At 36.9% G+C, this 12,688-nt stretch carries 14 protein-coding genes; 10 read left to right on the top strand and 4 right to left on the bottom strand.

Annotated elements, in window-relative coordinates; genetic code table 11:
• The first annotated feature begins 42 nt into the window (after positions 1–42).
• The 5 genes from C4F49_RS16215 (at position 43) to C4F49_RS16195 (ending at position 3,613) form a co-directional block, all read left to right on the top strand.
• Positions 43–1,341, top strand: coding sequence for a TolC family protein (locus tag C4F49_RS16215; protein ID WP_196936883.1), 1,299 nt, complete (start codon positions 43–45; stop codon positions 1,339–1,341).
• 87 nt (positions 1,342–1,428) lie between these two features.
• A complete protein-coding gene (locus tag C4F49_RS16210; RefSeq protein WP_196936882.1) occupies positions 1,429–1,692 on the top strand; it encodes a hypothetical protein in 264 nt (87 codons plus the stop codon).
• Positions 1,677–2,111: a hypothetical protein gene (locus C4F49_RS16205; RefSeq protein ID WP_196936881.1), complete on the top strand. Its 435-nt coding sequence runs from the start codon at positions 1,677–1,679 to the stop codon at positions 2,109–2,111. The genes C4F49_RS16210 and C4F49_RS16205 overlap by 16 nt, the downstream gene beginning before the upstream one ends.
• A 113-nt stretch (positions 2,112–2,224) precedes the next feature.
• Entirely contained in the window at positions 2,225–2,959 is a 735-nt protein-coding gene (locus C4F49_RS16200; RefSeq protein ID WP_196936880.1) for a GIN domain-containing protein, read from the top strand.
• Positions 2,960–3,163: 204 nt separating this feature from the next.
• The gene (locus C4F49_RS16195; RefSeq protein WP_196936879.1) at positions 3,164–3,613 is read left to right on the top strand and encodes a hypothetical protein; all 450 of its coding nucleotides are present in this window, start codon (positions 3,164–3,166) and stop codon (positions 3,611–3,613) included.
• Here C4F49_RS16195 and leuS read toward each other — a convergent pair.
• Positions 3,548–6,781: a leucine--tRNA ligase gene (gene leuS / locus C4F49_RS16190; RefSeq protein ID WP_196936878.1), complete on the bottom strand. Its 3,234-nt coding sequence runs from the start codon at positions 6,779–6,781 to the stop codon at positions 3,548–3,550. The genes C4F49_RS16195 and leuS overlap by 66 nt on opposite strands.
• A 238-nt stretch (positions 6,782–7,019) precedes the next feature.
• On the opposite strand from leuS, the gene C4F49_RS16185 reads away from it, so the two are divergent.
• Genes C4F49_RS16185 through C4F49_RS16165 form a run of 5 tightly spaced genes read left to right on the top strand, consistent with a single transcriptional unit; the run spans position 7,020 to position 10,692 of the window.
• Positions 7,020–7,898: a cell division protein FtsX gene (locus C4F49_RS16185; RefSeq protein WP_196936877.1), complete on the top strand. Its 879-nt coding sequence runs from the start codon at positions 7,020–7,022 to the stop codon at positions 7,896–7,898.
• A gap of 29 nt (positions 7,899–7,927) precedes the next feature.
• Positions 7,928–8,176 (top strand): DUF3098 domain-containing protein, encoded by a 249-nt coding sequence (locus C4F49_RS16180; RefSeq protein WP_196936876.1) that lies wholly within the window; start codon positions 7,928–7,930, stop codon positions 8,174–8,176.
• A 5-nt stretch (positions 8,177–8,181) separates the two neighbouring features.
• Complete coding sequence (locus tag C4F49_RS16175) at positions 8,182–8,976, top strand: undecaprenyl-diphosphate phosphatase (RefSeq protein ID WP_196936875.1); 795 nt, start codon at positions 8,182–8,184, stop codon at positions 8,974–8,976.
• Positions 8,977–9,684 carry a tRNA pseudouridine(55) synthase TruB gene (truB, locus tag C4F49_RS16170; protein ID WP_196936874.1) on the top strand — a complete coding sequence of 236 codons (708 nt, stop codon included), beginning with the start codon at positions 8,977–8,979 and terminating at the stop codon, positions 9,682–9,684. It begins immediately after the preceding gene.
• Between the two features lie 27 nt (positions 9,685–9,711).
• On the top strand, positions 9,712–10,692 hold the full coding sequence (locus C4F49_RS16165) for a bifunctional riboflavin kinase/FAD synthetase (protein WP_196936873.1): 981 nt from the start codon (positions 9,712–9,714) through the stop codon (positions 10,690–10,692).
• A 1-nt stretch (position 10,693) separates the two neighbouring features.
• Here C4F49_RS16165 and bshB1 read toward each other — a convergent pair whose 3' ends face one another.
• The 3 genes from bshB1 to C4F49_RS16150 are packed head-to-tail and all read right to left on the bottom strand — an operon-like array spanning position 10,694 to position 12,612.
• Positions 10,694–11,416 (bottom strand): bacillithiol biosynthesis deacetylase BshB1, encoded by a 723-nt coding sequence (gene bshB1, locus C4F49_RS16160; protein ID WP_196936872.1) that lies wholly within the window; start codon positions 11,414–11,416, stop codon positions 10,694–10,696.
• Between the two features lie 53 nt (positions 11,417–11,469).
• The gene (locus C4F49_RS16155) at positions 11,470–11,964 is read right to left on the bottom strand and encodes a glutathione peroxidase (protein WP_196936871.1); all 495 of its coding nucleotides are present in this window, start codon (positions 11,962–11,964) and stop codon (positions 11,470–11,472) included.
• A 9-nt stretch (positions 11,965–11,973) separates the two neighbouring features.
• Positions 11,974–12,612 (bottom strand): DUF4294 domain-containing protein, encoded by a 639-nt coding sequence (locus tag C4F49_RS16150; RefSeq protein WP_196936870.1) that lies wholly within the window; start codon positions 12,610–12,612, stop codon positions 11,974–11,976.
• Positions 12,613–12,688: the final 76 nt, after the last annotated feature.

The following is a 12,688-nucleotide window of genomic DNA, read 5'->3' as shown; positions in this document are numbered from 1 at the left end:
CCAATCGTGCTTCGCGTTTAAAAGCAATAAATTATTTGAAATATGAATAACAAATTTTGTTTAGTTTTAGTACTGTTGTTGTGGCTTCCTGTTTGGGGAGTCGCTCAACAGCAGTTGACCTTAGCAGAATGCATGCAGATAGGAATCGAGAATAACCTGACTTTTAAAATCGAACAGATGCGCATTGCATTTGCAGAAAAAAGCAAACGTTCGACAGCATCCCGTTTTTTACCAAGACTTGCGGGCGGAATAAACCACAATTACGATTTGGGTTCGGCCATCGACCCCGCAACAAATAATCGGATTACGGCAAATTTTCAATACGACAATTTCTTTGTACAATCGGAAGTCAATTTGTTTAACTTTTCTGAGTTGAGAGAATCCAAAATTCAAGAGAAAGATTATCAGCTGGCTCTGGCCAATAAAGAAATAGTCGAACAAGAATACCTTTTGACGCTGATAACGTATTATTATGAAGCTCTTGCTTCGCAAGAATGGAAAAAAGTTATCCAACAGCAAATAATAAATTCGGAAGAGCAAGTCAATCGCATCAAAAATGAAGTATTGGAAGGTGCAAAGCCGGTCAGCGATGAATACGATATTCAGGTATTGTATAGCAATGAAAAGAAACTTGTTGAGCAAGCTGTACAAGATGAGTTGAATAAAAAAATGATTTTACTGCAATGGCTAAATGTTTCGGATGGCAAAGCCGATGAAACCTTGCTATTGAATAATCCAGAAATTTCTTTGATTGCTTTAGCAGACTCGATCACAAATGACCCTAGAATTCACAAAGAGGAACTCGCTAAATTAAAACTAGAAGAGGAATATAAACAGCTTCTTAGCGCGTATCTGCCCAATTTAAGGCTTTCATATTCATACAACACCTTTTATTCCAATGCCATCGACAATATTTTCCGCACGTCTTTTCAATTTGGTTCACAATTAAAGGATAACAAAAATCAATTCTTGGGCTTAGGTTTGAGTATTCCTATTTACTCCCGTGGAGACAACTTACGCAATCGCACAAAGAAAAGCATACAGATTTTGGAACAAGAACAGTTGATTAAAAAGACAGAAATTGAGGTACACAATCAGTTTCAAAATGAGCGAAGAAAACTTGTTCAATTCCAGTCGCTAGAACCGATTTTAGCCGAAAGTCTAGCTTATTCCAAACGTTCTTTAGAAACTACCGAATCAAAATTTGAATTTGGAAAAGTTGATATCAGCGCATATCGCTTAGCAAAAAACCAAGTTTTAAGTTCTTCGTACGAACTGTTGACAAATGGATTTTCAAAGGAAATGACAGCTGAAGTGATTAAGGTATTATATTCAGAATAATTTTTCAGACAAAATAATTGATTCGGCTACTCTATGCCTTTTTTTATGGTAATTTCATTAAATTAGTCTACTTAATTCACTGTAGACATGAAAACAATAGTGCACTCATTTTTATTTTTATTTATTTGCAGTTCAGCAATTTGCCAATCAAGCAAATCCGCTTATTCATTAAGAAATACTGAAGAACTGACTCCGGTTAATGTTGTTTTGCTTCTTGAAAAATTTGAAGCAAAGCATGGGATAAAAGTTATAGATAATATCCGTGGACAAGATTCTGAATTGCGCTTTGCAAAATTGACACCCGAAATTTTCATAATGGTGTTATCGAAGTCGAATTGGCAGGAGATGTGATGCCGAATTCGTCCGAAGATGCGCGAGGGTTTGTTGGAATTGCATTTAGAATCGATGAGCAGAATTCCAAATTTGAATGTTTTTATTTAAGACCTTCCAATGGAAGAGCGGATGATCAGGTCAGAAGAAATCATTCCCTTCAATACATTTCATATCCAGAATATCCTTGGCATAGATTAAGAGAAGAAACACCAAAGAAATACGAGTCCTATTCCGATTTGGAAGTGGGCAAATGGACAAAAGTCAAGATTGTTGTCGAAAACAGTTCGGCTAAGCTCTATTTACATGGTGCTTCTCAGCCTTCATTAATCGTAAACGATTTGAAACATGGACCTGCTCTTAAAGGCAGTATTGGTTTGTGGATTGGTCCAGATACTGAGGCGCATTTTAGAAACTTAGTAGTTTACAAACAAGATTAATGATAAATAAAATTTATTTTGCATTTGGCACATGCAACGAATAATGAATCTTTGCGTCTTAACAATATGTTCTGTTAAGATTGAAACAAATTATATCACTAAAATCAAATTAAATGAAAACAACATTAACTCTGCTCGTACTTTTTATCTCGACAACTCTTTTTGCACAACAAACCCGTAAAGTAGGACATTTCTCGGGCATCATGGTAGCGACTTCCATTCAGGCTGACTATATTCATTCAGATAAAAATGAAGTTGTTGTTTCTGCAGATAATGCAGATCATCTAAAATACGTAAAAACAGAAGTAGTCAATGGAACTTTAGAAATCAGAATTGAAAACAATCAGGGCAAATCAATCCGAAATGTAAGAGCAGTAGTATATGGCCCGAATAAATTGAAAAATATTTCAGTATCATCTTCAGCACGATTGACTATCGCACCATTGGTCGAATCATCAAATGTAAGCCTTTCAGTCAATTCTTCGGGCACATTGACGGCAAACGTTAAAGCTTCTAATCTGGCTGTTGATGTCAGTTCTTCTGCGAATTTAAAAGCGACTGTTCAAGTATCGGATTTGGCATGCAAAGTATCAAGCAGTGCAGATGCTGTGATAAGAGGTTCAGCACAAAACACAACGATTGAAAGTTCTTCAAGCGGAACAGCCGACCTTTCTGGATTAAAAACCAAAAACGCGACTATTTATGCAAGCTCTTCTAGCGATGCTTCCATATCAGTGTCTGACGCGATAACGGCGAAAGCTAGCTCAAGTGCCAGAATTGTCTATACTGGAAATCCAAAAACAAAAACGGTCGACACGAGTTCTTCTGGAAAAGTCGTTGCGAACTAATATTTTTCAAAAGCTAGCTATCGGATAAGCCTTCAACACTTATCCGATTTTTTTTGAAAAATTCTTCCATATGGAAATTATTAACGCCCTAATTTCCAAGATTGTAAATCAAAGTAAAAATTAGTTAAATCTAATTTAAAGTCCGAACGAAAGGAATTCAATGTTTTGATTTTCTATATTTTAGTACCAATAAATATTACTAAAATGAAAATAATATTAGCAACAATGATGCTCCTAATTGCGATGCAATTAAAAGCACAAGAGCCAGATCGCACTCAGAAAGAAGAATATATAGTCTTAGAAATTGTTTACGATAAAAGCAGTCGAAATTATCACGCAATTATTTTAGACAAAGATAATCTGTTTATTAAGGATGCCTACGGCAATATCAAAACCTTCGCCAACGAAGCGCAGATATTCAATTTTATGGCAAAAGATGGTTGGTTATTCTTAGCAATCTTAAGCAATGCGGATAACCAAAATAAAAAATTTCTGATGATGAGAACCATGATTCGCTATCAAAATGGCTCATCGGATGAAAAAGCTACAGAAAACGAAAATGACCAAGTATTAGCTTGGTCATTTTCTTTAGATTACAATATTAATAATCTTGCCTTTAACGAAAATCAGTTTTTTAATCGGCTTTCCATCTAGATATTTTTGCACAGATTCATTTGACAGCACAATTTCCTCTACAGCTTTTGCGTCTAAATCCAATGCTAGCGATAGGTTCAATTTCATTTTACCATTAATTGAAACAGGATAGGCAAATTCAGACTCAATTAAGTAATCTGCATTAAATACCGGATAATCAGCGTAAGAAATTGTTCCAGCTTCGTTTCCTAAAAGTGACCACAATTCTTCGACGATATGCGGAGCATAAGGTTCTAATACGATGATTAAATCTTGTAAAATCTTGCGTTTATTGGATTTCAAATCTGTTAGCTCATTTACACAGATCATGAAAGCTGAAACGGAGGTATTAAACGAAAACCGTTCAATATCATCTTCCACTTTTTTAATGATTTTATGCAAGGCTTTGTATTCCGCTTTGGTTGGTTCTTCATCCGATACCGAAAAATTACCTTCAGCATCATGAAACAATCGCCATAGTTTGCGCAAGAATTTGTAAACGCCTTCGATGCCATTTGTATTCCAAGGTTTTGCTTGTTCCAACGGACCCAAAAACATTTCATATAAACGTAAGGTATCAGCACCGTAAGTTTCGATGATATCATCTGGATTTACTACGTTGTACTTCGATTTAGACATTTTTTCAACCTCCGTACCACAATGATATTTTCCGTTTTCCAAAATAAATTCTGCATCAGAAAAATCCGGTCTGAATTGTCTGAACTTCTCTAAATCCAAAATATCGTTGTGCACAATATTTACATCAACGTGTAATGGAATTGTTTTGTATTCATTTTTCAATCCTGCTGAAACGAACGTACTCGTGGCCTGACCTTCATCATTTAGCAACCGATAAACAAAGTTAGATCGACCCTGAATCATCCCTTGATTAATCAGCTTTTTAAAAGGTTCTTCTTCATTATGGAATCCAATATCTTTTAAAAACTTATTCCAAAAGCGTGAGTATAGCAAATGGCCTGTAGCGTGCTCAGAACCACCAATGTATAAATCGACAGCTTTCCAATAATCTACTGCTTCAGCATCGGCAATAGCATCATTGTTCGAAGGATCCATATACCTGAACCAATACCATGAGGAACCCGCCCAACCTGGCATGGTGCTTAACTCATACTCATACTGATCTTGGTATTTCCAATTTTCAGCACGGCCCAAAGGCGGTTCGCCAGATTCTGTTGGCAAATATTTATCAACCTCTGGAAGCAATAGAGGCAATTCTTCATCCTTGATTAAATAAGGCAATCCATTTTTGAAATAAACTGGAACTGGCTCTCCCCAGTAACGCTGACGGCCAAAGATAGCATCACGCATGCGGAAATTAATTTTCGCTTTTCCTAAATTCAATTCTTCCAATCGCTGAATTAAAGCCGAGACAGCCTCGTCATAACCCATTCCATTGATAAAATCTGAATTAATGTATTTTCCCTCTTTAGTAGGATCGGCCTCTTCATCTATATTTTGAGCATCAGAAATCGCAATAATTGGCAGATTAAAATGCTTTGCAAATAAATAATCGCGCTGGTCGCCTGAAGGAACCGCCATTACAGCACCTGTTCCGTAACCTGCCAATACATAATCCGCAATCCAGATCTGAACATCTTCACCCGTGATTGGATGTTTTGCGTAAGAACCTGTAAAAGCACCGGACACCGTTTTGGTATCTGCCATGCGATCTAATTCAGATTTCTTGCTTGTTCTATCAATGTAATTTTGGATTTCTTCTTTCTGCCCTTCAGTCGTTAATTCATCCACCAAGTCATGCTCAGGCGCTAAAACAACAAAAGAAACCCCAAAAATCGTATCAACTCGAGTTGTAAAGACCTCAATCCCCCTAACCCCCAAAGGGGGAACAATTTCCGAAGAAATATTAGTCTTGCTAGAATCTGATTGAATTGATTTTAGTTTCAATACTATCTTTTGCAATACATCTTCAATATGGTGTATTACCTCTTCGTTCTTGAAGCGTAAAACTTGGTAGCCCATATCGTTAAGATGCTTCGTTCTTTCTTCATCAGCTTCTACCTGAGTGTCATGAATAACTCCATCCACTTCAACAACAAGCTTCTCAGATAAACAAACAAAATCAACTATGTAATCGGATATCAAATGTTGCTGTCTAAATTTGAAACCTTCTAATGACTTCGATTTTAATCGTAACCATAGCACATTTTCTGCTTCAGTAGGATTGTTTCTCATCTCAACCGCTTTTGGATGTAAAAGATGAGCGTTATTTCCACCGGTTAGATACCCAAATTTTTTTTTATCGGGAAGCCCCCCTTCGGGGGGTTGGGGGGATAACGGAAATTTCACCAAGGCGCCAACAGATTTCCCAATCCAATTCCGTTGCATCTCAACCAAAGGATCCGGCCAATCTACCGTATTCAATCCTTTCAACAAACGGTCTGCATATGCCGTGATACGCATAGACCACTGCATCATTTTCTTTTGTTCTACAGGATATCCTCCACGTTCAGAAACACCATTGATCACCTCGTCGTTTGCTAATACAGTTCCTAATGCCGAACACCAGTTAACCGTACTTTCACGTAGATAAGCTAGTCTGTATTTTAATAATTCACGTTGTTGTTTTTCTTCATCAAAGGCTTTCCATTCATCCGCAGAAAAATGTAAAACATCATCATCTGATTCAGCAATAATTCCTTGTGAACCATTTACTTCAAAATACGCAACTAAAGCATCGATTGACTCGGCTTGATCCGATTTTTTATTGTACCAAGAGCTGAATAAACGTGTAAAAATCCATTGCGTCCATTTGTAATAGTCCGCTTCAGAAGTGCGTATTTCACGATTCCAATCGTACGAAAATCCGATATTATCTAGTTGTTCGCGATAGCGATTGATATTCGTTTCTGTCGTAATTGCTGGATGTTGACCTGTTTGGATAGCATATTGTTCTGCTGGAAGACCAAACGAATCATAGCCCATGGGATGCAAAACGTTAAAACCTTTTAGTCGTTTGTAGCGAGCAAAAATATCTGATGCAATGTAACCCAGCGGGTGACCCACATGGAGACCAGCTCCGGATGGGTATGGGAACATGTCCAAAACGTAATATTTAGGTTTTGAAGGTTGATTTTCAGTTTTAAAAGTTTGATTATCCGCCCAAAATTTTTGCCACTTCTTTTCTATCGACTGATGATTGTAATCCATAATTCCCTTTGCATCTTTTATAAGAATGCGAAAATAGCGATTTTGGCACAAATAAAGTAACGTTTTTTTATTATGAACAATAATCTAAGCCCAAACGTTGTTATAGTAATTAGGGTAATTTTTCGGGACTGTAACATTTTAGGCAATTTGGCTATTTTTAAGCTTCTTACAATATTATTTTTCTAAAAATCATCTGAAATGGTTACTTTCGCATCATATAAATATTTAAACAAGCTTTATGTCAGTAATAGATCAGGGCTCGCCAAGAAAAAGAACAAAATCCGTGTATGTTTCAACAGTAATCAGCATTGCGCTGGTATTGCTTATGACTGGTTTATTGGGTTTGATTTTAGTTCATGCTAAAAACTTGTCGCGCTATGTGAAGGAAAATATCGTTCTAAATGTGATTGTGAATGATAATGTGAACGAGGGAGATGTGCTGTCTTTACAAAAAGACTTGGAAAAAGATCCTTACATCTTGCGTACAGAATACATTAGCAAAGAATTAGCTGCGAAAAATCTGAAAGAAGATTTGGGCGAAGATTTCGTTGAGTATTTGGGACACAACCCTTTACTTCCTTCAATCGATATCTACATGAAGGAACAATACGCAAATACGGACAGCATCCATGCGTTTATCGATAAAGTTTCAAAAAACAGTAGAATTAAAGAAGTGGTTTACCAAGAGTCATTGATTGACATGGTCAACAAGAATATTCGCGTTATCAGTATTGTGGTACTTTCGTTTACCTTGATTCTTTTAGTGATTGCAGTTGCGTTAATCAATAATACGATTCGCTTAGCAATCTATTCTCAACGTTTCTTAATCAAAAGCATGCAATTAATCGGTGCTACTAAAAGTTTCATCCGCAGACCTTACATCATGTATGGGATTATCCATGGATTGATTGGTGCACTTATCGCAATCCTATTGTTATTGTTTACGCTTCAATTTGCTCAAAGACAAGTTCCTGAACTGGTAATTTTACGCGATTGGTATGAATTCGCTATGATTTTTGTTATTGTAATCCTTTTGGGAATTGTAATATCAAGTGCAAGTACCTATTTTGCGGTTACGAAATATTTAAGAGCCAAATCGAACAGCTTGTATCGTTAATCAAAAAACTAACTATTTATCCTATTTAAATGGCACAGACATCAAAAAAAACCTCATTAACTAGCAATTCTGAAAAAGCAGGATTTGTATTTAAGAAAATCAATTATCAATTATTTCTTATCAGTATCGCTGTTGTTGCATTAGGCTTTATCTTAATGATGGGAAAAGAAGATATTTATAGTTTCACTAAAATCACCTTAGCTCCTATCGTAGTTGTTCTTGGATTTGCAATTGGTTTCATCGCAATTTTATACAAACCTAAAACCAAGGATATTTAATCAGAATGACGTATTTCGAAGCTATTATTTTAGCAATTATTGAAGGATTAACAGAATTTTTACCTGTTTCTTCTACAGGACACATGATTATCGGAACGGCTTTAATGGGAATTGAGCCTACCGCATTCGTCAAATTATTTACCATTGTCATCCAATTAGGAACCATACTTTCGGTATTGGTACTTTACTGGAAACGTTTTTTTAGGTCAATGGATTTCTATTACAAACTGGTAGTTGCTGCGATTCCAGCTTCTATTTTGGGTTTGGTGTTAAATGATTTTATTGATTCTTTGTTGGAAAGCCCAATGACTGTTGCAGTGATGCTGGTAGTTGGTGGCGTAATTTTATTATTCGTTGACAAATGGTTCAACAAGCCGACAATTGACAATTCTGATGACATTTCTTACAAACAAGCATTCATTATTGGCTGGTACCAATGTTTAGCATTGATTCCTGGAACTTCTCGTTCGGCAAGTACAATTGTTGGGGGGATGACTCAAAAATTAACGAGGAAAGCGGCTGCAGAATTCTCTTTCTTTTTAGCGATTCCAATGATGCTCGGTGCATCTGTCATTAAGTTATTGAAGTTTTTCAAAGATGGCCATACGTTTACTGGCGAAGAAATCAATCTATTGGTTATCGGAAACTTAGTAGGATTTGTAGTTGCTATTATCGCCATCAAATCCTTTATCAGCGTATTGACAAAATATGGATTTAAATATTTCGGTTGGTATCGGATTGTGCTTGGGCTTGTAATTATAGCGTTGTTATTGAGCGACTATAGTTTACAGATTATATAAATGATAGAAACTAAAGAGAATCAAGAATTTACCTTTGTCGAAGGGCAAATGTTATTGGTAGACAAACCAGTTAGCTGGACAAGTTTTGATGTTGTCGGGAAGCTTCGCAATAGTATAAAACCAGTCAAAGTAAAAGTCGGCCATGCGGGAACATTAGATCCATTGGCGACTGGCTTACTGATTATCTGCACGGGCAAAATGACCAAGCAGATCGACAGTTTTCAAGCCGAAGACAAAGAATATACGGGAATTATTACCTTAGGTGCGACGACACCATCCTACGATTTAGAAACCGAAGTCGATCAAACATTTGATATTTCATCGATTACAGATCAGGATATCCTTGAGGCAGCACAGACATTTTTAGGCGATCATGAACAATATCCACCTGCTCATTCGGCGATTAAAATCGATGGTGAACGTGTGTATGAGAAGGCTCGCCGAGGCGAAGAAGTAGAATTAAAATTACGTAAAGTCTTTATCCAGGACTTTGTTATAGAGAAAATCGAATTACCAGAAGTGCATTTCCGAATTACCTGTTCTAAAGGAACATACATTCGGTCGATTGCAAGTGATTTTGGTAAAAAGCTGAATAATGGCGCTTACCTTTCTTCATTGAGAAGAACTAAAAGCGGCGATTTTTCGGTAGAAAATGCATGGAATTTGGAAGATTTAATTAATGCTATTAAATTGCAGAAGCACCAATAAATCCAGTTACGAATAGAACCAGTATTAATGAAAATATATAGAAATTTAAACGATTTTGAAGCGTTGAAAAGTGCTGTTGTAACCATCGGTACATTTGATGGGGTTCATATTGGTCACCAAAAAATATTAAGTCGTTTAAAGGAGAATGCAAAGGAATGCGAAGGTGAGACAGTTCTATTGACCTTCTACCCTCACCCACGCCTCATCATTAATCCAGATGATGACAGTCTTCGATTGATCAATGATATTGAAGAAAAAACACATCGATTGGCGTTGGAGGGCATTGATCATTTGATCATTACTCCATTTACTAGGGATTTTTCTATTCAGACACCAGAAGAATACATTACCAATGTGTTAGTCAACAAATTAGGCTGTAAACGGATTGTGATTGGATATGATCACCATTTTGGGAAAGACAGGCAAGGAACGATTAAAGACTTGGAAGAAATGTCTTCTATTTTCGACTTTGAGGTCGAGCAGATTCCAGAGCAAGATATTGAAGATGTTGCTGTATCATCGACCCGTATCCGCGAGTCCTTGATCAAAGGCGATGTAGAAACAGCAAATAAATATTTAGGTTATTCATTCGAATTGACAGGAACAGTTGTTCGCGGTGACCAAATTGGCCGTACGATTGGTTTTCCAACGGCAAACCTGAACGTTCATGAGTCGCATAAATTGATTCCTGCTTATGGAATTTATGCGGTAGAAGTGGAAATTTATCCTCAAGTACCATCTATTGCGGCTGGCGATTACATCACCCCTCAGCCAGAGCGCATGGCAAAAGGAATGTGTTACATCGGAACACGTCCAACAGTCGATGGCATGAACCGCAAAATTGAAATAAACTTATTGGATTTCAAGGATGATTTATACGATAAAACATTGCGAATCAAATTCTTGCATTTCATCCGTCACGATGAATGGTTTGAAAGTTTAGAAGTTCTTCAAGAAAACATTAAGAAGGATGAGGAAGCGATTCGAAATTACTTCGATACGCATTAATTTAACTTAACGTAAAAATATCTTCGATACCCAAAATTTTTCTTGCGGTAAATCCTTCTGCATATTTCACCTGGATATTACGTCCAAACTCATGCCCTCTTGCACGCGTAGAATCCATAAAACCAGGATTTGAGATGTAAGTTTGTGGCTCATCATCTTCGGTTTGCGAATTAAACTGGGTACTATAAGCTAAAATAGAACGCTCTTTAATGTCCCAATAATCTGTAATATCAATTACAAAATCAGGCTTGATGTATTTATCTTGAATAAGTTGCAATTGCAATCGTGGACGAAATGCTTCTTGCGCTACTCCATGTTTATCTGCGGTTTCAATCCTTCTCAAACCTGACAAAAACAGCGCATCATTAACTAATTTGCTAGCTCGGCCATGATCGGGATGACGGTCGTCCAAAGCATTCGTGATAACAATTTCAGGCTTAAATTTACGGATGCACTCAATGATCCTAAGCTGGCTTTCTTCTTCATTGATAAAAAAGCCATCGCGCAATTCTAAATTCTCGCGAACTGAAACGCCAAGAATCGCAGCCGCATGTTCCGCCTCTTTCGCTCTTGTTATAGCAGTTCCTCGAGTTCCCAATTCCCCTCGAGTCAGGTCCACAATGCCCACTTTCTTGCCTTCGGCAACATATTTTGCAATTGTTCCGCCTGCGCCTAATTCAGCATCATCCGGATGGACGGTCATCACCAATAAATCTAACTGCATTTTCTTAAGCTCGTTTAAGTGTTAAAAAATCAAAGATAACAATTGATTTTTCTTTATTCGGAAAGTAATTCTTCTATTTTATTTTTGACTTTTGACGAAAGCGGGCTCGTAAATGAATAATAAAAATCCACAACTTTTCCTTCCTTATTAATCAGGTATTTATGAAAATTCCACTTAGGTTTAGAATCGACAGTTCCATTCAAAGTTTTGTCAGTCAAATAGGTATATAATGGGTCTTTATAATCTCCAACCACATGAATCCGTTTGAATACAGGAAAAGTAACTTGTTGGTTGACTCGGCAAAAAGTTTCTAGATTTAATCCTGTTTTTGGTTCTTGATTGCCAAAATCGTTTGAAGGGTAAGCCAATATTTCAAAACCTTGATCTTTATAGGTTTGATACAGCTTTTCTAATGATTTGAACTGCTTGGTAAAGTAACATTGACTTGCGGTATTTACAATTAAAATAACTTTGCCCTTAAACGTATCCAATGGCAATAATTTTCCATTAAACTGAAGAGATTCGTAATCGTAAATACTGTTAGACATAGGCAACAATTAGTTATAAGGTGGAGCACCCATCGGACGTGTGCGTTCGTATGAGCGAATGATATTTTCTATTTCAAATTCCTCTTGAGGATTGTAGGTGCTTTTCAGATTGTGTCCAAAAACTTTCGCAATACCTTGATACAAAAAGGCCGTCATCCCTCCTTTCATATCCTTGACCAGCTCATAACTCGTATTTCCCGTTTGGCGTTCGATAAGCTTAATCAGGATTTTTCCCTGAGAAATTGTTAGGTTTTTAATTTCTGTATTGAATTTATATTTGATTTCGTCCTCGCAGATTTTAATCAATCGCTTCTCTTCTCGCTTGTTTGTCGCCAGAGCTAAATCATGATCGAGTTGCTGGTAACGTTTCTGAGCATAAATCGCATAAGGAAGAACGCGCAAAACGTTGCGTTTCAAACGCAAATATTGCTGGCGTGCATCTTCACTTTTCCAAACATAATTCGCGCGCACGACAACTTCCTCAATCGGAAATAGTGGCACAACTTCCCCATCATCCAATGTTGCAGTATGATACACACCCACCGTATCGGGAGCACCTCCCCCATAATGGGGCATAATTAAGGTTTGTCCTTTACCAATAAGAACGAAACCTAAAAGAAATAGCGTAAAAAGTATTCCTCTTTTCATTTTTAAGATAAATAAGTCAGCTTGAATAATCCACAAAATATGCGTATATTTATAGTTATTAAACTGTATATTATTA

Source organism: Sphingobacterium hungaricum, assembly GCF_015210005.1.
GTDB classification, from domain to species: Bacteria; Bacteroidota; Bacteroidia; order Sphingobacteriales; family Sphingobacteriaceae; genus Sphingobacterium; species Sphingobacterium hungaricum.
The sequence above is the reverse complement of the archived record's forward strand: the minus strand, read 5'-3'. Positions and strand labels throughout refer to the sequence as shown.

Excerpts from the sequence above, each read along its gene's own strand:
- C4F49_RS16215 (WP_196936883.1), top strand. The coding sequence starts at position 43 with ATGAATAACAAATTTTGTTTAGTTTTAGTACTGTTGTTGTGGCTTCCT.
- C4F49_RS16210 (WP_196936882.1), top strand. The coding sequence starts at position 1,429 with ATGAAAACAATAGTGCACTCATTTTTATTTTTATTTATTTGCAGTTCA.
- C4F49_RS16200 (WP_196936880.1), top strand. The coding sequence starts at position 2,225 with ATGAAAACAACATTAACTCTGCTCGTACTTTTTATCTCGACAACTCTT.
- C4F49_RS16195 (WP_196936879.1), top strand. The coding sequence starts at position 3,164 with ATGAAAATAATATTAGCAACAATGATGCTCCTAATTGCGATGCAATTA.
- leuS (WP_196936878.1), bottom strand. The coding sequence starts at position 6,781 with ATGGATTACAATCATCAGTCGATAGAAAAGAAGTGGCAAAAATTTTGG.
- C4F49_RS16185 (WP_196936877.1), top strand. The coding sequence starts at position 7,020 with ATGTCAGTAATAGATCAGGGCTCGCCAAGAAAAAGAACAAAATCCGTG.
- C4F49_RS16180 (WP_196936876.1), top strand. The coding sequence starts at position 7,928 with ATGGCACAGACATCAAAAAAAACCTCATTAACTAGCAATTCTGAAAAA.
- C4F49_RS16175 (WP_196936875.1), top strand. The coding sequence starts at position 8,182 with ATGACGTATTTCGAAGCTATTATTTTAGCAATTATTGAAGGATTAACA.
- truB (WP_196936874.1), top strand. The coding sequence starts at position 8,977 with ATGATAGAAACTAAAGAGAATCAAGAATTTACCTTTGTCGAAGGGCAA.
- C4F49_RS16165 (WP_196936873.1), top strand. The coding sequence starts at position 9,712 with ATGAAAATATATAGAAATTTAAACGATTTTGAAGCGTTGAAAAGTGCT.
- bshB1 (WP_196936872.1), bottom strand. The coding sequence starts at position 11,416 with ATGCAGTTAGATTTATTGGTGATGACCGTCCATCCGGATGATGCTGAA.
- C4F49_RS16155 (WP_196936871.1), bottom strand. The coding sequence starts at position 11,964 with ATGTCTAACAGTATTTACGATTACGAATCTCTTCAGTTTAATGGAAAA.
- C4F49_RS16150 (WP_196936870.1), bottom strand. The coding sequence starts at position 12,612 with ATGAAAAGAGGAATACTTTTTACGCTATTTCTTTTAGGTTTCGTTCTT.